This is a genomic window from Labedella gwakjiensis (genome assembly GCF_003014675.1).
GTDB lineage: Bacteria > Actinomycetota > Actinomycetes > Actinomycetales > Microbacteriaceae > Labedella > Labedella gwakjiensis.
On sequence record NZ_PYAU01000001.1, the window covers coordinates 1,791,106 to 1,816,593 of the forward strand.

Sequence of the window (25,488 nt, forward strand, 5' to 3'; positions counted from 1 at the left end):
TCGGCTCGGCTGCTCCCAGTCTGCCGAGAGCGGCCCTGCTGCCGCGTCCGTCGGAGGGGGGATTTCGAGAGGCGGATCCCGCACCGCGCGGACGCGGGGGCGTCGGGCCGGTGGGACGTCAGTCCGAGGTGGTCGATCCGGCGTGGACGTCGCAGCGAACGTCATCGTGCTCGGCGCACACCACGAGCTGGGTGCGGCACGAGGGATCGGCGCAATTGCGCATCTCCTTCGTCGCGCCGTCGCACACGACGCACGCGCCGATGACAGCGGTGTGGTCGCTGAAGTCGAGCGAGCCGCGCTTGTCGAAGACGTACAAGGAGCCGTTCCAGAGCCCGTCGTCGCCGAAGCGCTCGCCGTAGCGGACGACGCCGCCGTCGAGCTGGTACACCTCGGAGAACCCGCGAGCGATCATCAGGCTCGAGAGCACCTCGCAGCGCACGCCGCCCGTGCAGTAGGTGACCACGGGCTTGTCCTTGAGGTGGTCGTACGCGCCCGAGTCGAGGACCTCGACGAAGTCGCGCGTGGTCGAGACGTCGGGCACGACCGCCCCCTCGAAGCGTCCGATCTGCGCCTCGAAGGCGTTCCGTCCGTCGAACAGGACGAGATCGTCGCGCTCAGCGGCGAGGGCGTTGAGGCCCTCGGGGCTGAGGCGGGCGCCCCCGCCGACCACGCCGTCCTCCGTCACCCGGAGCTCGTCGGGCGCTCCGAACGAAACGATCTCGTCGCGCACCTTCACGCTGAGCTTCGGGAAGTCGATGCTCGCGCCGCCGGCATCGAGGCCGGTGCCCTCCGACCACTTCACGTCGAGGTCGCGGAACGCCGGGTACTCCTTGGTGCGGCGGAGGTAGCGCTTGACGCCGTCGATGTCCCCGCCGACGGTGCCGTTGATTCCGTCGCGGGAGAGGAGGATGCGACCGCGCAGGCCGTTGGCCTCGCAGAGCTCGCGCTGCCACAGGCGCACGGCCTCCGGGTCGGAGAGGGGTGTGAACGCGTAGAAGAGCAGGATCTTGGGAACGGCCACGCGCCCAGTGTACGTTTCGCCGGCGCGCTCAGCGGCGGGCGTCCACCGCCGCGCGCGTGTCCTCCTCGATGAGATCGGCGTTGATGAAGGCGCCCGTCTGGAGGCCGGCGGCCGCCGCGGTGACCACCTGTGTCTTCATGTCCGTGACGTTGCCCGCGGCGAACACCCCGGCCGCGCTCGTGCGTCCCACCTCGTCGACCGGGACGATGGAGCCGAAGACGACGCCCGACATCTCCACCTGCTGCGTCTCCACGCCGAGCCCCGCGAGCGCGTCCGCCCGCGCCCACACCCGCGTCGCCACCGCGAGTGCGTCGATCGGCACCTCGGCGCCGCTCGCGAGTCGCGCGGACGTCACGTCACCCGCGGTGGAGACGAGCTCCGTCACCCGACCAGCCACGACCTGCACGCCGCGAGCCGCGAACTGCTCCCACTGCTCGTCGCTCGGCTCGAAGGAGTCGTTGAGGAAGAGCGTCACGCGGTCGCTCAGCTGGCGGAACATCCCCACCTGATGCGCGGCGAGCGGACTCGTCGCGAGCACACCGATCGCGCGGTCGCGCACCTCCCAGCCGTGGCAGTAGGGACAGTGGACGACGCCGCGGCCCCACTGCTCGCGGATGCCGGGTACGTCCGGCAGCTCGTCCCACGACCCGGTGGCCAGGAGGATCCGACGCGCGAGCACCGTGAGCGGCCCACCGCCGTCGTCCATGGCCTCCACCGTGACGACGAAGCGCTCTCCGTCGCGCTCCACGGCTGTCGCTGTGCCATCGAGCGTCTCCACGCCGTACGTCGCCACCTCGCTCCGACCGATGGCGAAGAGCTCGCGCGGGGGCGTCGACTCCCGACCGAGGTAGTTGTGCACCGCGGCTGCCGGGGCGTTCCGTGGCTCGCCCGAGTCGATCACGAGAACGGAGCGCCGGGAGCGTCCCAGCGCGAGTGCCCCGCTCAGTCCGGCGGCGCTTCCGCCGATGACGACCACGTCGTATGCCTCGTTCATGTGTCCGCTCCTTCTGTCCGTTCCGTCACATCAGCGACGCTGATCACGCTCATCGAGCATGCGCCGAGCGTGCCGGATCGACAATTTTTCTTGCCGTTTTGGCAACTGCACCGCAGACTGTCGGCATGGAGCGGAACGAACATCACCACGAGGGCGAGACCGGTCGAGCGGCGCGAGGTCGGGCTCGTCAGCCCCTCCACCAGCAGGCGGTGGATCCGCCCGTCACGACGGACGCGGTGCTCGAGGGGGTCGGTCCGCGTCTCCGCTCGTTGCGGACACGCCGCGACATCACGCTGGGTGAGCTGTCGACGGTGACGGGCATCTCGGTGAGCACGCTCTCGCGCCTCGAATCAGGGCAGAGGAAGCCCACCCTCGAGCTGCTCCTGCCGCTCGCGCGGGCGCATCACGTGCCGCTCGACGAACTCGTCGCGGCGCCCGCGACGGGCGATCCGCGCATCCACATGAAGCCGATCCGTCGGCACGGACGCACGTTCGTGCCCCTCACCCGACGGCCGGGCGGCGTGCAGTCGTACAAGCAGCTCGTGCCGCCGACCCCGGGAGAGCCGGAGCCGAAGACGCACGAGGGCTACGAGTGGCTGTACGTGCTCTCCGGACGGATCCGTCTCGTGCTCGGCGAGCACGACATCGAGCTCGGCCCCGGCGAGGTCGCGGAGTTCGACACACGCGTGCCGCACTGGATCGGCAACCCCGGGACGGAGACCGCGGAGGTCCTCAACCTCTTCGGTCCGCAGGGCGAGCGCCTCCACGTCCGCGCCGGCCCCACGACCTCCTGATCCCTGGCCCGGGATCAGGAGGAGGGGGTGTGGGCCGCGATCGCATCGGCGATGCCCTCAGGGGTGATCTCGAGGCCGAGCCGTGATCCCGGGTTCACGACCACGCCGATGAGCGGACCGAGTGTGGGGAAGAGCGCCGAGACGGGGATGGAGAGCGCATAGGGCGCGGTGTCGCTCGCCTCGGCGGGGATGCGGCGTCCGTCCGTGAACATGGCGAGCATGCGCAGCCGACCCTTCGGGATGTAGAGCGGCTGCAGCTCGGCCATCGTCCCCGTCGTGACGGTGCCGGAGAGGATGATCGCGTTGCTCGCCCACAGCGCCGCGAGCACCTCGGCGACGGGCACGAGCCCCATCATGCCGCGCCGGATGACGTCCTCCGCCGGGGTGAGCGGCACCTCCCCGCCCACGTCGAGCGGCGCGGGACCGACGGACTGGTCGAGGATCTCACTCGCGTCGTCGGGCATCGACCCGGCCGGGCGGTAGTCGGGATTCGGCCGGAACTCGCCCACGATCTCGCCGCGTGCGTCCGACTGCCAGGCGCCGACGATCAGGTGCGGTGGCACCTCGTCGTGCGGTTCGGCGACGGTGGGGTCGAGTTCGTACACCCAGGATCCCCGGTTGGCGCGGGCCGCGGCCCGCGCGCGTTCGCTCGGGGTCTTCACGTCGGTCTCCTGTCCGTGCGGGGGTGTGGGCCACGCTACTCCGCACACCCGTGAGCTCCACCGGTTCCCGTGGGAGCGGCCGGCCGGTAACCTCGAGGGGGAGGGTGGCTCATGGACGTGACTGGTCGGTCTGCGCTCGTCTCGGGCGGTGCCTCCGGACTGGGTCTGGCCACCGCGCGGGCACTGCTCGATCGCGGGGCGTCGGTCGTCCTCCTCGACCTGCCGTCGTCGCGCGGGTCGGAGGTCGCTGCGGAACTCGGCGTCCGCGCCGCCTTCGTGCCCGGAGACGTCACGAACGAGGCCGACGTGCGGGCGGCGCTCGCCGCCGTGCCCGCGGATCGTCCGCTCGGCGTGGTCGTGTCGTGCGCCGGGATCGCCACGCCCGGCCGTGTGCTCGGGCGCGACGGAGTCCTGCCCCTCGACGCGTTCGACCGTGTCGTGCGCGTCAACCTCCTCGGTACCTTCAACCTCGCACGGCTCGGTGCGGAGGCCATGGCTCACACCGAAGCGGACGCCGACGGGGAGCGCGGCGTGATCGTGCAGACGGCGTCCGTCGCGGCGTTCGACGGGCAGATCGGGCAGGCCGCCTACTCCGCGTCGAAGGGCGGGGTCGCCGCCATGACGCTGCCCCTCGCCCGTGAATTCGCACGCGTGGGCATCCGCGTCGTCACGATCGCTCCGGGAATCATGGAGACACCGATGATGGCGGGTCTTCCGGAGGACGCGCGCGTCTCGCTCGGATCCCAGGTGCCGTTCCCCGCTCGGCTCGGCCGGCCGGACGAGTACGCGTCGCTCGTGCTCCACATCGCCGAGAACGCCTACCTCAACGGCGAGACCATCCGTCTCGACGGCGCGATCCGGATGGGCCCGAAGTGACCCGCTCGTTCCGCCGGATGAAGCGGCGCAAGATCCGCCCGTACGTCCCCCTCGAGCCGCGGGAGCCCGCCCCCGTCGAGAAGCTCGTGGAGGAGGGTCTCGCGATCGCGCGGCACGCCATCGCGATGCGCGTGAAGAACCAGGTGCTCGTCGACATCCTCCGGCAGGACGGCGTGTTCGTGGCCGACGCCTACACGGGCATCATCCGCGACGAGCTGGAGCGCTTTGCTTCGGAGCAGCGCACCTACGCCGCCCGCATGACCGAGGAGCTCTCCCGCGTCGCGTCGCGGCCGGGACGCTCCCTGCACCAGCACGACTACCGCACGCGCGACCGGGCCACGCTCGAGCTGCGGCGCGACGGGTACGTCCTGCTCGCCGACGCCCTCGACGAGGCGGGGAACGACGACGAGTTCATCGCGTCCGTCGCGGAGAGCGCTCGCGAGGGTGCATGGCGCGAGGTGTCGACGACGCTCGAGGCGCGTCTCGCCAACCAGCAGCAGTCCGCGGCGCGCGATCCCCGCTACGAGGAGGACCGCTCCGACCGCATGCGCCTCGTCGCCGAGGTCGACCTCGACCTGCTGCGCAAGTCGCAGAGGAGCTGGGGCGAGATCGAGGACTTCGACCGCTGGGAGTGACCGAGCGCCCGGACGCAGCGGACCGCTAGGCCCGGCGGTGACGTCGCAGGATGCGCCGTTCGATCCCCCACCGGGTGACGCGTCGCATCGCCTCGACCACGATTCCGCGGTCCATCTTCGACTCCCCGAACTCCCGCTCGCGGAACTCGATGGGCACTTCGACGACGCCGGCTCCCGCGTCGAGCGTGCGCAGCGTCATGTCCACCTGGAAGCAGTAGCCGTGGGAGTCGACGGTCGAGAGGGCCAGGCGCCGGAGCAGCTCGGACCGGTAGACGCGGAAGCCGGCCGTCGCGTCGCGCACAGGGATGCCGAGCGCGAGCCGGGCGTAGCCGTTGCCCGCGCGACTGAGGACCTCCCGGCTCTTGGGCCAGTTGACGACGCTGCCGCCGTCGACCCACCGCGATCCGATGACGAGCCCCGGCCGCGAGGGGCCGTCGAGCGCCGAGATCATGGCGGGCAGCACCTCCGGCGGGTGGGATCCGTCCGCATCGAGCTCGACGAGCAGGTCGTAGTCGCGCTCGAGCCCCCAGGCCATGGCCGCGAGGTAGGCCGGACCGAGGCCCGCCTTGTGGCTGCGTCGCAGGAGGTGCACGCGGGCGTCGCCCACGGCCCGGTCCGCCACGAGATCGCCCGTGCCATCGGGGCTGCCGTCGTCCACGACGAGGGCGTGCGCGTAGGGGACCGCGGTGAAGAGCCGGTCCAGGACGCGGTCGATGTTCTCGCGCTCCTGGTAGGTGGGGATCATGACGAGGATCCGTCGCGCCGTCACCGGTCGACCTGCTTCTGCTCGCCGTGGGTGGCCTCCGAGGGAGCGGTGTCCCTGTCCATCTCGATCGTCACGTCCTCGAGGGGCGCCGACGCGAGCGCGGCGGCCGCGACGCGTTCCTCGATGACGTGCTCGGGTCGCGGCCCGGTGCCCGTGCGGTGGTGGCCCCACACCCAGAACCGGTAGAGGAGGAACCGGAAGGCCGTGCCGAGGGCGAGGCCCACGACGTTCGCCGAGATGTTGTCGGCGAGGAGGCTCGTGAACCCGAGCAGGTGGTGGCTCACCCAAAGGCACAGGAGGCCGATGAGGAGGCCGCCGATCGCGACCACCGCGTACTCGGCGAACTCGCGGACGAGGTCGTGGCGCCGGTGCTCCCGGAAGGTCCAGTACCGATTGCCGACCCAGTTGAACACGATCGCCACGGACGTGCTCACGATCTTCGCGCCGATCGCGCCCTGGAAGAAGTGGTCGTCGCCGAACGCGCCTGTGCGCAGGAGGTTGAACAGTCCGACGTCGATCACGAATCCGATGCCGCCCACGATGCCGAACTTGACCGCGTAGCGCAGGATGCGCTCCCAGACGTACGCGGCGAGGCGTCGGATGCGGGAGATGGCTGACCCCTCGGTTCGATGGCGGGAAGGACGCGGCGCCGGCGTCGCCCGATCAGGCTACCCGAACCGCACGAACGCCTCGGGGGAGGCCGATGCCTGTGGAGAGCCGCCGCGCCACCCCTCTCCCGCGGCCCGTCCGGTCCCCTAGGCTGCGGCCATGGGACGCATCATCCACGTGGAACTCACGACCGACGACCTGCACGGCGCCTCCGACTTCTTCTCCCACGCGTTCGGGTGGCAGCTGACGCCGTCGGAGTTCGTCGAGGACTACCTCACGGCCGATACCGGGGCCGGGGGCGGGATCGACGGCGCACTCATGACCGCGCGGCATCAGAAGCAGCCCGTGATCGTGTGGATCGAGGTGCAGGACATCCACGAGACCATCCGTGACGTCGTGAAGGCCGGCGGCATCGCGGACGGTGAGGTGCACGACCTCCCCGGCGAGGGGCTCGTGACCTACATCACCGATCCCGACGGTCTCGTCTTCGGTGTGAAGCAGCCGGTGGCCACCGACGCGCTCCTCTGACCCGTCCGGATGGGCGCACGGCGACGAATAGACTGACCAGGCGTCGAAAGGACCACCCGTGAAGACCCATTTCCTCCGCACACACCGGAGTTCAGAGAACCTGCAGCGGGAGGGCCAGCTGGCCTGGGCCGTCGCCGAGGTCGCGGCGGATCCGGTGGAGGTCACGCCGGAGGTCGCCGACATGGTGGTCAACAGGGTCATCGACAACGCGGCGGTCGCGACGGCCTCGCTGAACCGTGCACCGGTCGTGTCCGCCCGCTCGCAGGCCCTCGCGCACCCCGTGACGACGGGCGGCGACGGAGCCACCGTCTTCGGTCCCGACCAGGCCAGGCGCGTGTCCCCGGAGTGGGCGGCCTGGGCCAACGGCGTCGCCGTGCGTGAGCTCGACTTCCACGACACGTTCCTCGCCGCGGAGTACTCGCACCCCGGTGACAACATCCCGCCGATCGTCGCCGTCGCGCAGCACGTCGGCGCCACGGGCCACGACGTCGTCCGCGGCATCGCCACGGGCTACGAGATCCAGGTGGACCTCGTGAAGGCCATCAGCCTGCACGCCCACAAGATCGACCATGTCGCGCACCTCGGCCCGTCGGCCGCCGCGGGCATCGGCACGCTCCTCGGCCTCCCCGTCGAGACGATCTTCCAGGCCGTGGGCCAGGCGCTCCACACGACCACCGCCACCCGCCAGTCGCGGAAGGGCCAGATCTCCACGTGGAAGGCCCACGCGCCGGCCTTCGCGGGGAAGATGGCGGTCGAGGCGATCGATCGCGCCATGCGCGGGCAGACCTCGCCCGAGCCCATCTGGGAGGGCGAGGACGGCGTCATCGCCTGGCTGCTCGGCGGGCCGGAGGCCACGTACGACGTGCCGCTGCCCGAGGCCGGCGAGGCGAAGCGCGCCATCCTCGACACGTACACGAAGGAGCACTCGGCGGAGTACCAGGCGCAAGCGTGGATCGACCTCGCGCGCCGCGTGCACGCCGAGCACCCCGAACTCACCGACCCGGCTCGCGTCGAGTCGATCGTGCTGCACTCGTCGCACCACACGCACTACGTGATCGGCTCGGGTTCGGGCGACCCTCAGAAGTACGACCCCACGGCCTCGCGCGAGACGCTCGACCACTCCATCCCGTACATCGTCGCTGTGGCGCTGCAGGACGGCGGCTGGCACCACGCCGACTCGTACACGCCCGAGCGGGCCGGTCGTCCCGACACCGTGGAGCTGTGGCGCAAGATCACCACCGCGGAGGACGAGGAGTGGACGCGCCGCTACCACTCGACCGACCCGGCGGAGAAGGCCTTCGGCGGTCGCCTCGTGGCGACGCTCACGGACGGCTCGACGATCGTCGAGGAGATCGCCGTGGCGGACGCGCATCCGCTCGGCGCCCGTCCGTTCGGTCGCGAGCAGTACGTGCAGAAGTTCCGCACCCTCGCGCGCGGCGTGCTCGAGGAGCCGGAGATCGAGCGCTTCCTCGGCCTCGCCGAGCGCCTGCCGGAGCTCGATGCACAGGAGCTGCGCGGCCTCACGATCCAGCGCGGTGCCGGTTCCCTCGAGGTCTCGCCCCGCGGCTTGTTCTAGGGGCGGCGGACCGGGCGTCGGGCGGGACGAGCGTCGGGCGGGACTAGCGCGGAAGCGTGCCGCCGCCCTCTGATGGCGTAATGCTCTCGAGGAACGCGACGATCAGCGTGCTCGCCGGGTGGAGGGTTTGGCCGTGTGACGCGCCGCGCCCGTCGGTCCGTGCGACCGAGGGGCCGATGAGCCGACGGAAGTCGTCGAGCCGAATCGGACCGTCGGTTCCCGCGCGCGCCCGGGCCGATTGGACCGTCACGTCGAGAGCATCGGCGAGCACGTGGAGGGGGATGCCGAGCGCCCGCATCCCACCGAGCAGGTGCCGGGTGTTCCGGAATGCGCGGCGGCGGTTCGGGCCGGAGGTCTCGTCCTCCGCACGTCGGGCCCGCTGGAGCAGCGCCGACAGGGCCCTCTCGACTCCGGGTGTGAGTGCGACCGTCGTCGGGTCCTCGGCATGTGCGGGCCGAGCGTGCGCGATCACCATATGCGTCCTTTCGTCGAGGTCCGGGCGGCGTGTCCCGGAGAGAGCATCCCCAGGGTCACAGATGCGGACGCCGTCCGGGTGTAGGGGGTCTGCTTCGCCGGCAAGTCCGCCGGAATTGTCCTTTCCGCCTGCAGGATTTGTCCACACTCTGGCAAAATGGCACCACGCCTGGCGAACCGTATCCATCGGGGGTGCCGTGACGCCGACGAGAGGGCATCGGGCTGCGATGACGATGGGTACGGTAGCCGCCGAGAAGTGCGACGATTTCGGTTGGCAGCCCCGTGGCGCGATCGACCCCGGCCTCGTCGCCGACACGATGCAGAATCCGTATGTCGGTCTCGGACGTGCCTGGTCGAACTCGGCAGGCTACAGCCTGGCTGCCGGGGAGAACCTCGCGTACCTCGTGTACACGGTCGAGGGCGGGTTCGATTTCACCGTCGACGGCGAGAGTGTCGAGACGGCGGCGAGCTCGCTCATCCTCCTCGACGGTGCCGCGCCGACCACCGCACGGACCCTCAGCGAGACCGCCCGCTTCGTCTGGTACGTCAAGCCGACGATCCTCGCGTCGGGGCGAGGGCGGTTCCGGTTCCACGAGCCCATCCCCATGCGGAACGCGTCGCTCCGTGCCCTCCTCGCCCTGACCAACACCGTCCTCAACTCCCCGCTGCCCGCCACGGGGTCGGCGAGGGCGCACCTCGGCATCGCGGTCGAGCATCTCGTCGCCGGGGCTCTCGACGAGGAGAGGGCGAGCGGCGGCGACGACGACGCGATGCACCGCGACGGCCTGTTCATGGCCGCCCAACTCGCCATCGAGACGCACTTCCGTGACCCCGGCCTCACCGTCGGACGGCTCGCGAGGGAGCTGTCGGTGAGCGTTCGTACCGTGCACGATGCGTTCAGCAGGTTCGGAACGACGCCGCGCCGCGAAGTCGAGCGCCGGCGCGTCAGCGAGATCGACCGCCTGACGGACGACGCCCGACGGTCGTCGTCGCAGACCGCCGAGGCCGTCGGCTTCACCTCGGCGAGGCAGTTGAACCGGGCCATCGCACGCGCGCGGCCGGGCACGGCGCATCCCGCGGCCGAGCGCGACGAGCGGTGACCGAACCGTCGCGATGAGGGCGTCGCTCACACGAGAGGCGAGGGCGAGCGCGGCGTCGCGACCGCGAGACCGAGCCGGGGACGGGTACCGTCGACCGCATGCACCTCATCCTCCGGACACTGCTCGTGATCGCTCGCGCGCAGGCGAGATTCCGCCGCGGCCGCACCATTGGGCACTACGACGTGGGGCGCATCCGCCTCACCACCCTGCCGACGGATCTCGACCTCAACGGTCACATGAACAACGGCGTGTACTTCTCGATGCTCGACCTCGGCCGGTTCGAGCTCACGATTCGCAGCGGCATCTACACGATCTTCCAGAAGCACGGGTGGTACCCGGTGGTGGCGTCGGAGACGATCACCTTCCGCAAGTCGCTTAAGCTGTGGCAGCGGTTCACGATCGAGTCGCGCATCGTCGGGTACGACGAGCGCGCCGTGATCATGGACCAGCGCATCGTCGTGCGCGGCGAGGTCTACGCTCGCGCCATCATCCGGGCGCGGATCCTCAGCAAGAGCAGCGGTCCCGTGCCGATGGCCGACGTGCTCGCCGCGGTGGGAGTGCCACCGCGAACCCTGCACAAGGAGGAGTGGATCGAACGCTGGGCGGACGACGTGCTGCTCCCGTCCACGCGCCAGCCGGCGCCGTCGGAGTGGGATTGACGGGATTCCGCCCGGCAGGAACGGGTCCGTCCGCGGTCGCGGGGCGCTGACCCCGCGCGGTGGGGGACCGATGTCGTGGGGTCGGGTTAGGGTTGCCGCAATGTCCGATCCCGTCACCCTCGCCGAGCTTCCGCAGCTCGCCGACATCACCGCGCCGATCGAGCCCCTGCTCGAGTTCGGTGCTGTCGAGCGTCATGCTGTCGACAGTTATGCCGTCGACAGTCATGCGGTCGAGGGGCGAGCAGCCGAGGCGCGGGCGGTGGGATCCCGATCGCTCGCCGGCCAGACCGTCGCTGCGCTGACCGACGCGGCGCCGTCACCTCGTTCGCGGTCGACCGCATCGTCCCGCCCGGCTCCGGACCCGCATGTGTCCACGGTCTACCGACCCACCGGACACATCGACCTCGCCGCCACCGTCACGGTGTTCTCCCGCGGGGGAGACGGGCCGTGCTTCCGCCGCGACTCGTCCGGCGTGTGGCTCACGATGCGCACGCCCCTCGGCGGCGCCACCCTGTGGTTGCGTCAGCGGCGCGGTTCGGGGGACGGCGGCGAGATCGATGCGCGTGCCTGGGGCCCCGGCCGCGAGTGGGCGATCGCGCGCGTGCCGCATCTCCTCGGTGCGGACGACGACTGGTCGGCGCTCGACGTGTCTTCGAGTCCGCTCCTGTCTGAGGTGCTGCGACGCAATCCCGGCATCCGACTGGCGTCCGGCGGACTCGTCTTCGAGATGCTCGTACCGGCCATCATCGAGCAGAAGGTCACGGTCGTGGAGGCGTGGGGGGCATGGCGGCGACTCGTTCGGCGCCACGGCGAGGCGGCGCCCGGCCCCGCCCCCGAGGGCATGTTCGTCGTGCCGAGCGCCGAAGCCTGGCGTTTCATCCCCAGTTGGGAGTGGCATGCGGCAGGAGTGGATCCGCGTCGCTCGCAGACCGTCGTGCGCGCCAGCCGTGTGGCCGAGGCGATCGACCGCGCGGCCGACGCCCACCCGCTCGAGGCCGGTCGTCGGCTGCAGAGCCTCCCGGGCATCGGCGTGTGGACGTCGGCCGAGGTCACGCTGCGCGCCCATGGCGACGCCGACGCTGTGAGCGTCGGCGACTACCATCTGGCGGCCACCGTGGGCACGGCGCTCACGGGGCAGCCGGTGGACGACGACGGCATGCTCGAGCTCCTCGCGCCATGGGCCGGGCAGCGTCAGCGCGTGCTCCGCCTCATCGAGCTGAGCGGCATCCGGAAGCCGCGTCGCGGCCCGCGCATCACGATCCAGGACCATCGCAGCCACTGACCGCGCCGTGGTCTGTCGTGGCGCGTTTCGACGGGCTCAGCGACCGTGTGCGTGCGTGTGTGGATGGGTTGTCGCGGTCAGATGAAGTGGGGCTGGGCGAAGACGCGGTCGGGGTCGACGGCCTTCTTGATCGCGGCGAGTCGATCCGCGTTGGCTCCGAAGTAGTCGCGCGCCGGGTCCTCGACGGCCGCATCCGCATAGTTCACATATGCGGACGTACCCCACGCGGGAATCATGGAGAACCTCGTGCCGCGCACGAACGCGTCGAACGGCGCCGGGTCCGTGCCGTCGGCGAAGGTCGCCGTGTACTGCACCGTGTAGAGAGCATTCCGGAACGGCACGGGTGTCGCGTCGGCGGCGACTCGGGCGACCGCGCCGCCGAGGGCGTCCAAGGCGACACCTCCCTCGACGAGGCCCGCCATGGCCGCCGCCGCGGTGACGGCGTCGACGAGCTGGGTCGCCTCGGCCACGGTGAGTGCGCGGCTGCCGATGCTCGAGGTGGCGCTCGCCGACACCCGCGTGAGCACGCCGCCCGAACCCGTGGTGCATTCCTCCGCGGTGGAGCATCCGGCGTAGTGGAGCATCGCGTCGGAGTACGACCGGCGAACCGGATCCGTCGACGTGGCCCGGATCCCGAAGCGCCACACGAGCGGGTCCGTGAACTCGTCGAGGAGAGGCTGGAGTTCCTCTGCCGGCCCGGTCCACGTACCCGACACGGTGATGGACGGTCCGGACGCGTGACGTCCCCCGCCGAGCATCTTCAGCGTGGACCAGAGCCGGTCGTCGGCTGCGGGGGCCCACTCCTCCCACGCTCCGAGCACCGAGACGGCGTCCTCCCACGGGAAGGCGAACGAGAAGGATGAGACCTCCGGTGCCGCCCGGGTGGTGAACGTGAGTGAGGTGACGACCCCGATCGACCCGCCACCGCCACCGCGGCACGCCCAGAAGATGTCGCTCTCCGTGTCGGCGTTCGCGCGGACGACGCGGCCGTCGGCCGTGACGATCTCGACCTCCGTGAGCTGATCGGACGTGAGCCCGAACGAGCGCGACAGCACACCGACGCCGCCGCCCAACGTGATCCCCCCGATGCCGACGGTTCCGCACGACCCGGACCCGATGGCTCGACCCGCCTCGCCGAGGGCCGCGTACACGGCGGCGAGACGCGCCCCCGGTCCCACGGTGAGGCTCTCGCCGGAGACGGTCGCCGCATCGAGCCCGGACGTGTCGATGACGAGGGACGAGGGCACATCGGTGCCGTCCGCGCCACCGGCAGACCATCCGGGGTAGCTGTGGCCACCGGAGCGGAGCGCCACGGGCACGCCGGCGGCACGCGCGAAGGCGAGACCGGCTACGACGTCGTCCACCGAAGCGGCCAGAAGGATGCCGTCGGGTCGCGCGGTGTCGTAGCGGGGATTCTGCACGAGCCGAGCCGTGTCATAGCCGGGATCGGCATAGCGGAGGACCGAGCCGTCGACCGATTCGGCGAACTGCTCCCAGGTGAGCGGAGTGGGCGTTGGAGTCTGTGTCGGCGCGACGGCCGAGTCCTCCGGCGCGCATCCGACGAGAGCCAGGAGGGCGCCGGCACCGAAAGCGGTGGCCCCGCCGACGATGAGCGTCCTCCGACGGACCGGGAGACCGGAAGCAGGGGAGGGCATTATGCCAACGTAGACCGAGTCGTCGACGAAAACCGCCCCTTGCGGCAAAAATGTGAGCAACTCTCACACCACGTCTTCGACAGCGAGTAGAAACTCTGCATTGTCAACGGGCCGAGACCGCCACCACGCAAAACTTATGCTCGGACGATGTTGCTCCGGCTGCCCGATTCGGGCGAGGTCGCCCCGGTGGTCCGGTCGCAATTCGACGTGCCGATCGTGTCGCTCGCGCCGGTCATCGGAGGATGGGACGAAGACGCGGCGGTGTGGGACGGCCTCGACGAGAACGGTCGACGGTGGGCCGTCAAGACCTCGCGTCGTGACATCACCTTCGGCTTGGCGGTGGCCTCCTCGCTCGCCGAGGAGGGGACGCTCGGGATCGTGGCGCCGCTGCGCGCCTGTGACGGCCGTCCGTGGGCCGAGTCCGGCGGTGCGATCGTGACGGTCGCTCCGTGGGTCGACGGCCTCGACGCGAGCGATCTCGGAACCGAAGACGTCGACTGGGAACGGTTCGGCGGTACCCTGCGGGCGATCCACGACCACCCGGCGCCTCCTCGACCGCGCCCGGTTCGGAGGGGCATCCGACGATCCCGACGCTCGATGGCCGCTCTCATCGACGGCCTCGACCGGCGCTTCGACGTCGAGACGATCTCGGTACCCGGCGGCGACGCCCTGCGCGCGACATGGCGGTCCGCGCGGGGAAGGGTCGACGCCCTGGCTGCAGCGGAACGGCTGCTCAAGCGTCGGCGAACCGCCGTTTCCCGCGTGACCCTCCACGGTGACCCGCACCTCGGCAACGTCGTCCTCGACTCCGCCGGCGGGCCGTGGCTCATCGACTTCGACGAGTCGACCGTGGCGCCGCGTGAAGTCGACCTCATGCTCATCGAGCTCGGCGTGCTCTTCTCGCTCCCCATCTCGGACGAGCAGCGCTGTCGGTTCCGCACCGGCTATGGGAGCGACGCCCCGGTCGACGAGGAGCGGCTCGCCCGCTTCGGCGCCGTGCGCGCGATTGAAGACCTCGTCTGGACCCTCCACCGCGCCCTCGATGACGACCCGCGCGCGCCCGCCGGCTATGACGAGACCCTCGACGGCATGCTCGGGCCGGCCGGTCAGATGGCGGCCGTCGAGCGGGCGCTCGAGCGGCTCGACACGATCCCTCCCCGCACCACGAGTAAGGAACAACGATGACCACACGACGAATGGCCCTCGCGGGCCTGGGTGTCGCCAGCGCCGTCGCGCTGACCGGCTGCACCGGCTTCACGGGCGGAGGGGCCGGAGGCGACGCCGCCGACGGCTCGCTCACCTTCACCACCTGGGCGAGCGAATCGGAGGAGGCCGCCTTCACCTCCCTCGTCGAGCGCTTCGAGTCCGAGAACGAGGGGGTGGACATCGACCTCAATGTCGTCCCGTACGACCAGATGTTCACGAACATCGACGCTCAGTTGAGCACGGGGGAGGCGCCCGACGTCTTCCGCGTGGACTACGGCAACCTCGGCGTCTACTCGAGCCAGGACCAGCTGCTCGACCTGAGCGGCTACGTCACCGACGAGGAGTCGAGCCTGTTCACACCGGCCATGTGGGAGGCGGTCTCCTACGACGGCGTTCCCTACGGGGTGCCCCACCAGACCGACGTCTCGGCGCTCCTCCTCAACATCCCGATGCTCGAGGCGGCCGGGATCACCGACATCCCGACCACGCAGGAGGATGCGTGGACGTGGGACGAGTTCGCCGACGTCGCCACGACCCTCCGTGCCTCCCTCCCCGAGGACAAGTACCCCTTCGTCTACAACTGGCAGCTCGGCGGCACGCCCCGATGGCTCAGTTGGCTCTTCCAGGCCGACGGCGCGCTCCTCGAGGAGGACGGCACGACCCCGGCCGTCGACTCGGCCGCCGGCGCCGAGGCCCTCGACTTCACGAAGAGCTTCTACGACAACGGCTGGGTGCCGCCCACGAGCTCGGTGAAGGCTTCCACGTACGCCGATGCCTTCTTCACCGAGGAATCCGTGGCGATGGCCTTTGCCGGGTCCTTCCTCGTGCCGGACATCGACAACCTCGCGGGCTTCGAATGGGCCGCGACGCCCATGCCCGTGAACGACCGCGGCGCGACCGACCTCGGTGGCAACGCCCTCGTCGCCACGAAGGACACCTCGAACCCCGAGCTGGCGGCGCAATTCCTCGAGTTCATGGTCCAGGCGGACACGATGTCCGAGTTCTGCGCGGCCACGAACGAACTCCCGACCCGCACCGACATCGACCCGTCGGCGATCGAGTTCGCGGTGCGGCCCGATGTGATGCCCGTGTTCGTCGAGCAGGCCACGACGATCGAGCCGGAGGACGTGAAGCAACTGACCTCGCCGTACCTCGCCGAGATCGCTGTGGCGATGCAGGATCAGCTCGAGGCCGCTTTCGTGAGCGGGCAGAGCACCGAGGACACGCTCGCGAACCTCAGCTCGGCGATCGAACAGGCGACCGACTGATGACGACGGCGGCCGTGCGCGACCGCGCCGGCGTTCCCGCGTCGGGGCGGCGGCGCGCGGCGCGCCGTCGTGACACGCTCACGGGGTACGCGTTCGTCGCGCCGAACATGCTCCTCATGGGGTTGTTCCTGTTCGTGCCGATCGCGTTCGCGATCCAGTTGTCGCTCCAGGACACCCAGGGCTTCGGGGACCCGGAATGGATCGGTCTCGGCAACTACGCCCGAATGGCCGCCGACCCGATCTTCTGGCAGAGCCTCGGGAACACCCTCGTCTTCACGGCGATCACGGTGCCGATCGAACTCGCGGGCGGGCTCGCACTCGCCGTGCTCCTGAACTCCGGCCTTCCCGCGAGCGGCGTCTTCCGGACGCTCATCGTGCTGCCGCTCGTGATCTCGGGGGTCGCGTCGGGAATGATCGCGGTGACGATCTTCAGCCAGGGCTCCGGGATCATCAACAAGGCGCTCGTCTCGCTCGGGCTCTCGCCCGTGGCGTGGCAGTCGGACGGCACCGCCGCCTTCGTGTCAGTGATGATCACGGCGATCTGGCTGCGGATCGGCTTCAACATGGTGATCTACCTCGCCGGACTCCAGTCGATCTCGCCCGAGCTGTACGAGGCGGCCCGCATCGACAACGCGAACCGGTGGCAGCTGTTCCGCTACATCACGGTGCCGCTCGTAGGGCCGTCGACGTTCTTCCTCCTGATCATGAACGTGATCGCGTCGTTCCAGGTGTTCGATGTGGTGTTCGTCATGACGGGCGGCGGGCCGGGCTACGCCACGTCCGTTCTCGGCACGTATGCGTACCGGAACGGGTTCCAGATCCGCGAGCAGGGATACGGCGCCGCCATCGGTGTCGTCATCCTCGTCATCACTCTGATCTTCACTTATGTGCAGTGGCGGGCCAGCCGCACGCGCGACCTCGTCGAATAGGACCGGACAATGACATCGACCGTCACCTCGGGCGACGCCCTCGCCCCTCCCGCCGCATCACCCTTGAAACGACGTCGCGGCGGCCGGAACGGCTCCCGTGCGGGTCGTACCGTAAGGCTCGTTCTCGCGATCATCGTCTCCGCGATCGTCTTCTTCCCGCTCTATTGGATGGTGGTGATCGCCTTCTCACCACGTGGGGAGGTGTTCCAGCCGGGAGGCGTGCGACTCTGGCCGAGCACGTTCAGCGTCGAGAATTTCGAGTCGGTGTTCGCGAGGTTCCCCGTGGCGGAGTGGTTCGTGAACTCGGTCGTCATCGGGATCTTCGTCACGGTGCTCACCGTGGCGGTCAATCTCCTCGCGGGTTATGCGTTCGCGCGCATCCCGTTCGCCGGTCGCAACATCCTCTTCCTCCTCGCCCTGTCGACGATGATGATCCCGGTGCAGGCCATCATGGTGGCGCAGTTCCGCCTCGTCGTCGATCTGCAGATCTACGGGACCTACTGGTCCGTCATCCTCCCGGGAGCGGCGGCGGCGTTCGGCATCTTCCTGGCACGCCAGTTCTTCCTGGCCATCCCGCAGGAGCTCATCGAGGCGGCGCAGATCGACGGAGCCGGACCGGTGCGCACGTTCGTGCGCATCGTGCTCCCCCTGAGCAAGCCCCTCATCGCTGTACTCACCCTCCTCACGCTGCTCGGCAGCTGGAACGACTTCGCGTGGCCACTCATCGCGCTCAAGGACAACGCGCTCTTCACGCTCCCGATCGGGTTGCTGTTCCTGAAGGGCCAGTCGACGCCCGACTACAGCGCGAGCATGGCGCTCGCGCTCGTCTCGGTTCTGCCGATGGTGATCCTGTTCCTCGCGTTCCAGCGCTACTTCATCCAGGGCTTCGCGCGCAGCGGCATCCGCTAGGACGTAGGCGCTAGCGGGTGCCCGTGCCGTCGGCCTCGATCACGGCCATCGCGGCGCTGTGCCCGCCGAAACCGCTCACGGCTCCGCCGCGGCGAGCGCTCGAGCCGCACACGAGGATGCGTTCGTGGGCGGTGTCGACACCCCAGCGTCGGGCCGGTGTATCGCGCGGAGCGTCGTCCTCCAGGAAGGGCCAATCGAGACCGCCGTGGAAGATGTTGCCCTTCGGCAGCCCGAGCACGTGCTCGAGGTCGCGTGTCGTCTTGGTCTCGATGCAGAGGGCGCCGGACGGGTCGCGCAGGATCACGTCCTCGATCGGTTCGGCGAGGACGCTGTCGAGCGATTCGAGGACGGCGCGGGTGAGCGCGGCCCGCGCCTCGCCGTCGTCCATCCCGTCGAGCAGGCGATCGGGGACGTGCAGGCCGAACACCGTGAGAGTGTGGGCGCCGGATGCACGGAGCTCGTCCGAGAGGATGCTCGGGTCCGTGAGGGTGTGGCAGTAGATCTCGCACGGCAGCGGTGATGGAATCCGGCCGGACAGCGCCTGCTGGCGCGCGCTCTCGAGCTGCGACCACGACTCGTTGATGTGGAAGGTGCCGGCGAAGGCCTCCTCCGGCGAGACGTCCGGGTCGTTGAGGCGCGGGAGGCGGGAGAGCAGCAGGTTGACCTTCACCTGCGCCCCCTCGCGCGGGTGTCCGCCGGGGTTCGCGTGACCCGGTTCGGCGTGAGCAGCCGGCGTCGCATCGAATCCGGCTGCTTCGACGAGCCCGTCGAGCGTGCTGCGGGCGACCCCCGACAGGATCCACCGACCCGTGACGGAACGCTCCTCGCGGCGCTCGCTCCCGTCGACGAAGCGGACTCGGCCGTCCGGCGTGACCGCGACGACCTCGGCGTCGGTGCGGATGTCCGCACCTTCCCGCCGCGCCGCGAGCGCGAGTTCGCCGGTGACGGCACCCATGCCGCCGACGGGCACGTCCCAGCGGCCGTCGCCCTGCCCGATGAGGTGGTAGAGGAAGCAGCGGTTCTGCTCGAGGTCCTCGTCGTACGGCCCCGCGAAAGTGCCGATGAGGGCGTCGGTGAAGAGGACGCCGCGGACGAGATCGCTCTCGTGGTTCTGCTCGATCACGTGGCCGATGGGCTTCTCGATCATGGCGTCCCACACGTCGGCCGCACGGCTGTCGCCGGTGGCGATCACGCGCGCGCGTGCCTCGCTGCGGGTGGGCAGCGGCGCGAGCATCGTGGGCCAGAGCGCTTCCGTGAGCACGCGACAGTGCTCGGAGAAGAGGTCGAACCGCGCAGCGTCGGCCGCCGCACCGATGCGGGCGAACGAGGCACCCGTGCGCTCGGCATCGTCGTTCGCCACGAGGAGGCCCGTCTCGCCGTTCGTCGCCGGATCGGGCGTGTAGGACGCGATCGTGCGCGGCGCCAGGGTGAGGTGGAGGCCGAGCTCCTCGATGACGCGCGGCGGCAGGAGGCTCACGAGGTACGAGTAGCGCGAGAGCTTCGCGTCCACTCCGGAGAACGCCTCGGCCGAGACGGCAGCGCCGCCCACCTGCGACAGGCGTTCGAGGATGAGGACGCTCTTGCCGGCCCGCCCGAGGTACGCGGCGGCGACGAGGGCGTTGTGACCACCTCCGACGATGACCACGTCGTAGTCGTATGTCACGCCGACGGGCGCGACTGTCGCCCCCGCTCGGGTGCGCTCGGAGGGGTCTCGGAATGCCGGGGAACGGTCGTCGTCAGCCACGGCTTCAGCCTAGGGCCGACCGCCGACGGAGGCGCTGGGAGTTCGCGATCCGACAGGGTATCGAACCGCTCCCGAGGCGCGGTTTCGCGGGGGACCGATTAGCCATACGGCCCAGAGCTTGGGAGGATCGACTCCCGTGGACGATTCGAACGAGACGACCAGGCCCAGCGATTCTCCCTCACCGGAGGCTCGGACGACGCAGCAACCATCGCACGGCGCACCCCCTCCCGACGCCACGACCGACCCCTCGGCCGACAGCATCCACCCTGCCCTCATCCCCGGACTCGGGGTCGAGCAGACCGGCCGAGCCTTCCGCACGGACCGCGTGGTGTTCGGTGTGGCACTCGGTTTCGCCGTGGCGTTCATCGCCTGGGGCGTGCTCGCGGGCGACAGCCTCTCCGCCACCGCGAGCGGGGCGCTCGCCTGGGTCGTGGAGTACATGGGCTTCTTCTTCACGACGCTCGCGACCGTCGTCCTCATCTTCATGCTCTACGTCGGCTTCGGCCGGTACGGCCGCATCCGCCTCGGACGTGATGACGAGGAGCCCGAGTACAAGGTGTTCTCGTGGATCTCGATGCTCTTCGCCGCCGGCATGGGCATCGGACTCGTGTTCTGGGGGGCTGCCGAGCCGTTGACGTTCTTCGAGACCCCGCCGCCCGGCACCGTCGAGGCGAACACGCTCGAGGCGATGGAGACCGCCCAGGTGCAGGTGCTGTACCACTGGGGTCCGCAGGCGTGGTCGTTCTACGCCCTCGTCGGCGGCGCGATCGCGTACGGCGCCTACCGCAAGGGGCGTACCCCGCTCATCTCCTCGATCTTCGCGCCGCTGCTCGGCGAGCAGCGCACGACCGGCCCCATCGGCCGCGTCATCGACATCTTCGCGATCATCGTGACCCTGTTCGGCACGGCCGCGTCGCTCGGCCTCGGCGCCCTGCAGATCGGTCGCGGCGTCGAGCTCGTGACGGGTCTCGGTGAGCTCGGCAACGGTCTGCTCATCGGTGTCATCGCCATCCTCACGGCCGCGTTCATCGCCTCGGCTGTCTCGGGTGTCTCGAAGGGCATCAAGGCCCTGTCGAACATCAACTCGGTCATGGCGATCCTGCTCGCCTTCTTCGTGTTCTTCGTGGGCCCGTCGATGCTGATCCTCAACGTGATCCCGTCGGTCGCCGCGCACTTCATCGGCGACCTCCCCGACCTCATCGGCCGCTCCGGTGCGCAGGGCGAGGAGACGCAGTCCTTCCTGTCGGCGTGGACGATCTTCTACTGGGCGTGGTGGATCTCGTGGTCCCCGTTCGTCGGGATGTTCATCGCCAAGATCTCGCGCGGACGCACGCTGCGCCAGTTCGTCGCCGTCGTCGTGCTCGTGCCGTCGGCCGTGTCGTTCATCTGGTTCGCCATCTTCGGCACGACCGCGATCGACCAGCAGATGAACGGTGCCGGCCTCGAGGTGGACCCGCCCGAGAACGTGCTCTTCGGCGTGCTCGGCAACCTGCCCTTCGCCGGCTTCACGACCGTCCTCCTCGGCATCCTCGTCGCGATCTTCTTCGTGACGGGAGCCGACTCCGCCTCGCTCGTCATGGGCACGCTCTCCCAGCAGGGGCGCCCGGATCCGTCGCGCTGGATCACCGTCGTGTGGGGAACGCTCGTCGGCGCGATCGCCGCCGTGTTGCTCGCCACCGGCGACGGCTCGGGCGACGGCCTGACCGCGTTGCAGAACGCCACGATCGTGGCCGCGCTGCCGTTCGGTGTCATCATGGCGGCCATGATGGTGGCCTTCCTGAAGGACCTGCGCCGAGATCCGCTCATCCTGCGTGACGCGTACGCCGAGCGGGCCGTGCGCCACAGCGTCCGCGCCGGCCTCGAGGAGTACGGCGACGACTTCGCCCTCGTGCCCACCGAGTACGACCACTCGAAGGACGACCTGGCGTGGGTCGAGCCGAACGTGGACGAGGAGTTCGCGAAGGTCTACGAGACGTCCGAGACCGGCATGATGCCGATCATCACGGACGAGGCGGCGCAGAGGGCGCAGGGGGAGACGTCCGACGAGAGCATCCCCGACCGCTCCACGTGGGCTCCTCCCGGCATCGGCGGCGAGACCCCTGGTGCCGGTCCGGGTTCCAACCCGGTGCGCGAGGGACCGGACGCACCGCGCCGCGACCCCTCCGCGTAATGCCGAGGGAAGGGGGGAGGCGGATTCCGCCTCCCCCCTTTTCGTTCTCCCGTTCCAGGGGCGGGCGCCGGGGTGGATGTCAGGGGTGCGGCCTAGGCTTCCTCGCATGAGCGATTCCTTCTCCTCCGACCACCGCCTGTCCACCACCGAACTCGGCACGGAGCAACGCGGGCAGGTGCCCCTCGAGGTGTCGCGGCTCGGGCTCGGCTGCATGGGCATGTCGGCGTACTACACGGGCGCGGCCGTGGACGACGAGGCCTCGATCCGCACCCTGCACCGCGCGATCGACCTCGGCGTGACGCTCTTCGACACGGCGGAGATCTACGGGCCGTACCTCAACGAGTCGCTGCTCGGCCGTGCCTTCGCCGATCGGCGAGACGAGGTCGTCATCGCGACGAAGTTCGGCAACCGGGCCACACCCGAGGGCGGCCGGGTCGTCGACGGCTCTCCCGAGAACGTGCGTCGCTCCATCGAGGGCTCGCTCGAACGACTCGGCACCGACCACGTCGACCTCTACTATCAGCACCGCATCGACCCGAACACTCCCATTGAGGAGACGGTCGGAGCGCTCGCCGAGCTCGTGGAAGAGGGCAAGGTGTTGCACATCGGACTGTCCGAGGCGTCGGTCGACACGATCCGTCGCGCGCACGCCGTGCACCCGATCACCGCGATCCAGACGGAGTACTCGCTGTGGACGCGCGATCCCGAGACGGCGCTGCTGCCCGTGCTCCGCGAGCTCGGCATCGGTTTCGTGCCGTACTCGCCGCTCGGCCGCGGGTTCCTCACGGGCGACATCCGCTCCGTCGACGCGCTCGACGCCTCCGACTTCCGACGCAACAACCCGCGCTTCGCGGAGGGCAACCTCGAGGCGAACATCCGCATCGTCGAAGAGGTCGACGCCGTGGCCGCCGAGGTGGGCGGCACGGCCGCCCAGGTGGCGCTCGCCTGGTTGCTCGCGCAGGGCGACGATGTGGTGCCGATCCCGGGCACCAAGCGCGTCTCACGACTGAAAGAGAACGTGGGTGCGGTGTCGATCGAGCTCAGCGCCGCCCAGCTCGAGCGCCTGTCGTCCCTCCCCGCGCCCGTGGGGGACCGCTACGCGGACATGACGCCCCTCGGCCGCTGAGCAGGCGGTCGCTGAGGGGGCGGTCAATGAGTGGGCGCGCGCTGACAGGTTGGTCGCTGGAAGGCCGGTCGCTGACAGCCCGGTCGCGAGGAGCCGCCGCGAGGGGCCGGTGGATCTCAGAGGTCGGCGTCGGTGCCCGGGAGCCGGTCGTCCCGTGAGGCGCCCTCGCTCGGCTCGTCCGGTTCGGCGAGCACCAGGCGCAGCGCGATGACGGCCGCGGTCGCGACGATGGCGACGGTGATGGCCACCGCGATGGCGCCGATCACGCTGTTGACCGACGGAGCGCCGGCGGTGGCCGACTGCGAGATGACGGGGTGAGGCGAGGCCGCTGTCTCCCCGATCAGCACGATGGCGACGAGCAGCAGGACTCCGGCTGTCGCGAATCCGATCGCGGCCGGCCGGCCGATCCGGCGGTGGCGCCGAGAACGGGCGAAACGGAAACGGCGGCTCGTGAGAGAGCTGACGGCGCCCGTTTCGGGGACGTTCGATTCCGGCGTCTCCGGGTCGGGTGAGTCCGGAGTTCCGGGCAAGGGGGTATCGGGTATGACGGCCACAGTGGGTCCTCCGGGTGTGTGGGTATCCACACGGAGAGAGGACGATCCCGTCCCATCATGACGCGAAAGTGGGAAGTTCGTCGAAAGAAGACCGGATCCCGTCGCCGGGGCCACCCGTCGATCGCGTTCGTCGGTCAGGACGGTGGCGCCGGGAGACGCGATGCGAGCGCCTCCAGTTCTGGGCGGGTGACGATGAGCGGCGGTCCGCCGGGGTTGACCATGAGCCCGTCGCGGTCGGGGCGCGCCAGCGCGTCGCGCACGACGTGAGCGACCGAGGTCGGATAGGCCTGCACACCGGGTAGCCACGACCACACCTCGGCCGGCGACGTGAACGCGGCCGAGAACGTCCGTCCTCCGGGCCCGGCGACGGTCGGGACCGAGACCCGGGGCTCGCCGTCGGTCTGCGCCGATCCGTTGCCCGGCGCCGCCTGCGCGACGGGGACGTAGACGATCGCCGCCCGCGAGAGGGCCTCGAGCGTCTCCTGCCGACGACCGGGGAGGCTCGGCCCGGCGAGTGCTTCCTTGAGTTCCACCGCGACGCCCGGATCGGCGGGGAGCGCGCGACGGATCTCGTCGGCTGTGATGATGCAGCTCGCGGGTCCGGCCCCGGCATCGAGGATGATCCCGGCGAAGGATTCGCTCGCGCCGAAGCGCACGGCATCGAGGGCCGACTGCACGATCGACGATGTGTTCGTGCCCGCCGGGTGGGTGCGTTTGATCTCCGCGTCAGAGGTGAAGACGAGGAGGTACTGCGACCCGTCCTCCATGGCGTGGGTCCGCAGACCGATGCGGGAACCTGCAGCCACCGTGGTCCCCTCCATCCGGATGTCGGATCCCGTCACGTCGTAGAGCAATTGCCCCCGGGAGCACCGGCGCAGCACGTCGTAGAACGTGTGCGCGTTCTTCTCCTCGGCCCAGCGTGCGAGGGCAGAGGCGACGTCCGTGTTCCCCGTGAAGACCATGCTCCCTTTCTACGCCCCTCGTCCGCGACAGAGCTAGACGAGGGGTGAGGGGCCGAACGACGCGACCGTGTCACGGAGCGCGCCGCGCACCGCGAGTACGCCGGGACGGCCGGCGCTCGACCGGCGTGCGCTCGAGAACACCTCCCGGTGCGGCGACCCCTCGAGCTCCATGAGGGTGACGTCGGCGGAACCGCCGGCCCACACGAGGTCGGGCAGGAAGCCGACGGCGGCGCCCGAGCGGATGAGCCGCATGTGCGCCACGAGGTCGGCCGTCTCGAAGCGCACGTCGGGCTCGAAGCCCGCGGCGCGGCACGTCTGCAACGCCCAGGTGCGGGACGCCGTGCCCTTCGGCTCGAGGACCCACGGCAGCGTTGCCGCGTCGGTGAGGGAGACACCGCTCCACGACCCCTCCGGCGGTGCGGCGAAGCGGATGACGTCGGTGAGGAGGTGCTCGCGATCGAGCTCCGGACGGAACACGCGCGTGTGACCCGGGTACTGCTCGGCGATCACGAGGTCGAAGTCGCGCGCCGACACCTCGAACATGCCGATGTCGGGTTCGCGCTCGACGATCTCGACGCGGAGCTCCGGGAAGTCACGCGCCACGCGCGCGAGAGCCGGGGGGATCACGGCGTGCGCGGCCGACTGGAACACGGCGACCCGCACGGTGCCGGTGACCTCGTCGAGGCTCGCGGCGAGCTCGCTCTCGGCCAGCTCCATCTCGTCGAGCAGCCGCGCGGCCCGCAGGGCGAGCACCTCGCCCTGCGGCGTGAGGAGGACGCGGCGACCGCTCTTCTGCAGCAGCTCCACCCCGGTCTCGCGCTCCAGGATGGCGAGCTGCTGCGACACGGAGGACGGGCTGTAGCTGAGCGCCTCGGCGACGGCGGACAGCGTTCCCCGGAGGTGGAGTTCGTGGAGAAGTCGCAACCTCCGCATGTCGAGCATGCGGTCATCCTATAGTTCGGCGAAACTGACGAGAACCGTTCGGAAAC

25 protein-coding genes are annotated in these 25,488 nt (G+C 70.2%); 14 read left to right on the forward strand and 11 right to left on the reverse strand.

From position 1 onward, the window contains the following. Positions 1-118 precede the first annotated feature (118 nt). Together trhO and CLV49_RS08505 are read right to left on the reverse strand one after the other, a co-directional pair. A complete protein-coding gene (trhO, locus tag CLV49_RS08500; protein ID WP_106563157.1) occupies positions 119-1,021 on the reverse strand; it encodes an oxygen-dependent tRNA uridine(34) hydroxylase TrhO in 903 nt (300 codons plus the stop codon). Positions 1,022-1,049: 28 nt separating this feature from the next. Continuing rightward, positions 1,050-2,015, reverse strand: coding sequence for an NAD(P)/FAD-dependent oxidoreductase (locus CLV49_RS08505; RefSeq protein ID WP_106563158.1), 966 nt, complete (start codon positions 2,013-2,015; stop codon positions 1,050-1,052). A gap of 125 nt (positions 2,016-2,140) precedes the next feature. On the opposite strand from CLV49_RS08505, the gene CLV49_RS08510 reads away from it, so the two are divergent. Further along, positions 2,141-2,809 carry a helix-turn-helix domain-containing protein gene (locus CLV49_RS08510; protein WP_106563159.1) on the forward strand — a complete coding sequence of 223 codons (669 nt, stop codon included), beginning with the start codon at positions 2,141-2,143 and terminating at the stop codon, positions 2,807-2,809. A gap of 14 nt (positions 2,810-2,823) precedes the next feature. Here the strand turns inward: CLV49_RS08510 and CLV49_RS08515 are convergent, their stop codons facing one another. Beyond that, positions 2,824-3,471 carry an SseB family protein gene (locus CLV49_RS08515; RefSeq protein WP_106563160.1) on the reverse strand — a complete coding sequence of 216 codons (648 nt, stop codon included), beginning with the start codon at positions 3,469-3,471 and terminating at the stop codon, positions 2,824-2,826. A 111-nt stretch (positions 3,472-3,582) separates the two neighbouring features. Between CLV49_RS08515 and CLV49_RS08520 the strand changes: the two genes are divergently transcribed. Continuing rightward, on the forward strand, positions 3,583-4,347 hold the full coding sequence (locus tag CLV49_RS08520; protein ID WP_106563161.1) for a 3-hydroxyacyl-CoA dehydrogenase: 765 nt from the start codon (positions 3,583-3,585) through the stop codon (positions 4,345-4,347). Next, on the forward strand, positions 4,344-4,982 hold the full coding sequence (locus CLV49_RS08525; protein ID WP_106563162.1) for a hypothetical protein: 639 nt from the start codon (positions 4,344-4,346) through the stop codon (positions 4,980-4,982). The genes CLV49_RS08520 and CLV49_RS08525 overlap by 4 nt, the downstream gene beginning before the upstream one ends. 25 nt (positions 4,983-5,007) lie before the next feature. Here the strand turns inward: CLV49_RS08525 and CLV49_RS08530 are convergent, their stop codons facing one another. After that, a complete protein-coding gene (locus tag CLV49_RS08530; protein WP_341810739.1) occupies positions 5,008-5,751 on the reverse strand; it encodes a polyprenol monophosphomannose synthase in 744 nt (247 codons plus the stop codon). Further along, positions 5,748-6,287, reverse strand: coding sequence for a GtrA family protein (locus CLV49_RS08535; RefSeq protein ID WP_243696637.1), 540 nt, complete (start codon positions 6,285-6,287; stop codon positions 5,748-5,750). The genes CLV49_RS08530 and CLV49_RS08535 overlap by 4 nt, the downstream gene beginning before the upstream one ends. Before the next feature lie 229 nt (positions 6,288-6,516). On the opposite strand from CLV49_RS08535, the gene CLV49_RS08540 reads away from it, so the two are divergent. Next, positions 6,517-6,885: a VOC family protein gene (locus CLV49_RS08540; protein ID WP_106563164.1), complete on the forward strand. Its 369-nt coding sequence runs from the start codon at positions 6,517-6,519 to the stop codon at positions 6,883-6,885. Between the two features lie 58 nt (positions 6,886-6,943). Further along, on the forward strand, positions 6,944-8,461 hold the full coding sequence (locus CLV49_RS08545) for an MmgE/PrpD family protein (RefSeq protein ID WP_106563165.1): 1,518 nt from the start codon (positions 6,944-6,946) through the stop codon (positions 8,459-8,461). Positions 8,462-8,504: 43 nt separating this feature from the next. Here CLV49_RS08545 and CLV49_RS18325 read toward each other — a convergent pair whose 3' ends face one another. Next, entirely contained in the window at positions 8,505-8,936 is a 432-nt protein-coding gene (locus CLV49_RS18325) for a hypothetical protein (protein WP_158261934.1), read from the reverse strand. A gap of 226 nt (positions 8,937-9,162) precedes the next feature. Here CLV49_RS18325 and CLV49_RS18330 point away from each other — a divergent pair, with 226 nt between their 5' ends. The 3 genes from CLV49_RS18330 (at position 9,163) to CLV49_RS08565 (ending at position 11,976) form a co-directional block, all read left to right on the forward strand. Beyond that, complete coding sequence (locus CLV49_RS18330; RefSeq protein WP_158261935.1) at positions 9,163-10,035, forward strand: helix-turn-helix domain-containing protein; 873 nt, start codon at positions 9,163-9,165, stop codon at positions 10,033-10,035. Positions 10,036-10,133: 98 nt separating this feature from the next. Then, entirely contained in the window at positions 10,134-10,694 is a 561-nt protein-coding gene (locus tag CLV49_RS08560; RefSeq protein WP_106563168.1) for an acyl-CoA thioesterase, read from the forward strand. Positions 10,695-10,794: 100 nt separating this feature from the next. Continuing rightward, complete coding sequence (locus CLV49_RS08565) at positions 10,795-11,976, forward strand: DNA-3-methyladenine glycosylase family protein (RefSeq protein ID WP_243696636.1); 1,182 nt, start codon at positions 10,795-10,797, stop codon at positions 11,974-11,976. 77 nt (positions 11,977-12,053) lie between these two features. Here the strand turns inward: CLV49_RS08565 and CLV49_RS08570 are convergent, their stop codons facing one another. Further along, entirely contained in the window at positions 12,054-13,631 is a 1,578-nt protein-coding gene (locus tag CLV49_RS08570) for an FAD-binding oxidoreductase (RefSeq protein ID WP_106563169.1), read from the reverse strand. 147 nt (positions 13,632-13,778) lie between these two features. Here CLV49_RS08570 and CLV49_RS08575 point away from each other — a divergent pair, with 147 nt between their 5' ends. Genes CLV49_RS08575 through CLV49_RS08590 form a run of 4 tightly spaced genes read left to right on the forward strand, consistent with a single transcriptional unit; the run spans position 13,779 to position 17,943 of the window. After that, entirely contained in the window at positions 13,779-14,816 is a 1,038-nt protein-coding gene (locus CLV49_RS08575) for a phosphotransferase enzyme family protein (protein ID WP_106563170.1), read from the forward strand. Then, positions 14,813-16,105, forward strand: coding sequence for an ABC transporter substrate-binding protein (locus CLV49_RS08580; RefSeq protein ID WP_106563171.1), 1,293 nt, complete (start codon positions 14,813-14,815; stop codon positions 16,103-16,105). The genes CLV49_RS08575 and CLV49_RS08580 overlap by 4 nt, the downstream gene beginning before the upstream one ends. Next, on the forward strand, positions 16,105-17,034 hold the full coding sequence (locus CLV49_RS08585) for a carbohydrate ABC transporter permease (RefSeq protein ID WP_106563172.1): 930 nt from the start codon (positions 16,105-16,107) through the stop codon (positions 17,032-17,034). The genes CLV49_RS08580 and CLV49_RS08585 overlap by 1 nt, the downstream gene beginning before the upstream one ends. Before the next feature lie 9 nt (positions 17,035-17,043). After that, the gene (locus tag CLV49_RS08590) at positions 17,044-17,943 is read left to right on the forward strand and encodes a carbohydrate ABC transporter permease (RefSeq protein ID WP_106563173.1); all 900 of its coding nucleotides are present in this window, start codon (positions 17,044-17,046) and stop codon (positions 17,941-17,943) included. A gap of 10 nt (positions 17,944-17,953) precedes the next feature. Here CLV49_RS08590 and CLV49_RS08595 read toward each other — a convergent pair whose 3' ends face one another. Continuing rightward, positions 17,954-19,606, reverse strand: coding sequence for a phytoene desaturase family protein (locus CLV49_RS08595; protein ID WP_106564976.1), 1,653 nt, complete (start codon positions 19,604-19,606; stop codon positions 17,954-17,956). 217 nt (positions 19,607-19,823) lie between these two features. Between CLV49_RS08595 and CLV49_RS08600 the strand changes: the two genes are divergently transcribed. Both CLV49_RS08600 and CLV49_RS08605 read left to right on the forward strand, forming a co-directional pair. Next, positions 19,824-21,857: a BCCT family transporter gene (locus tag CLV49_RS08600; RefSeq protein ID WP_243696635.1), complete on the forward strand. Its 2,034-nt coding sequence runs from the start codon at positions 19,824-19,826 to the stop codon at positions 21,855-21,857. A 136-nt stretch (positions 21,858-21,993) separates the two neighbouring features. Further along, entirely contained in the window at positions 21,994-22,983 is a 990-nt protein-coding gene (locus tag CLV49_RS08605; RefSeq protein WP_424978758.1) for an aldo/keto reductase, read from the forward strand. A 116-nt stretch (positions 22,984-23,099) separates the two neighbouring features. On the opposite strand, the gene CLV49_RS08610 is transcribed toward CLV49_RS08605, so the two are convergent. The 3 genes from CLV49_RS08610 to CLV49_RS08620 all read right to left on the reverse strand — a co-directional run bounded on the left by CLV49_RS08610 (position 23,100) and on the right by CLV49_RS08620 (position 25,441). Further along, the gene (locus CLV49_RS08610) at positions 23,100-23,513 is read right to left on the reverse strand and encodes a hypothetical protein (RefSeq protein WP_106563176.1); all 414 of its coding nucleotides are present in this window, start codon (positions 23,511-23,513) and stop codon (positions 23,100-23,102) included. A gap of 158 nt (positions 23,514-23,671) precedes the next feature. Then, positions 23,672-24,499 carry an SseB family protein gene (locus tag CLV49_RS08615; protein WP_106563177.1) on the reverse strand — a complete coding sequence of 276 codons (828 nt, stop codon included), beginning with the start codon at positions 24,497-24,499 and terminating at the stop codon, positions 23,672-23,674. A gap of 33 nt (positions 24,500-24,532) precedes the next feature. Then, the gene (locus tag CLV49_RS08620; protein WP_106563178.1) at positions 24,533-25,441 is read right to left on the reverse strand and encodes a LysR family transcriptional regulator; all 909 of its coding nucleotides are present in this window, start codon (positions 25,439-25,441) and stop codon (positions 24,533-24,535) included. Positions 25,442-25,488: the final 47 nt, after the last annotated feature.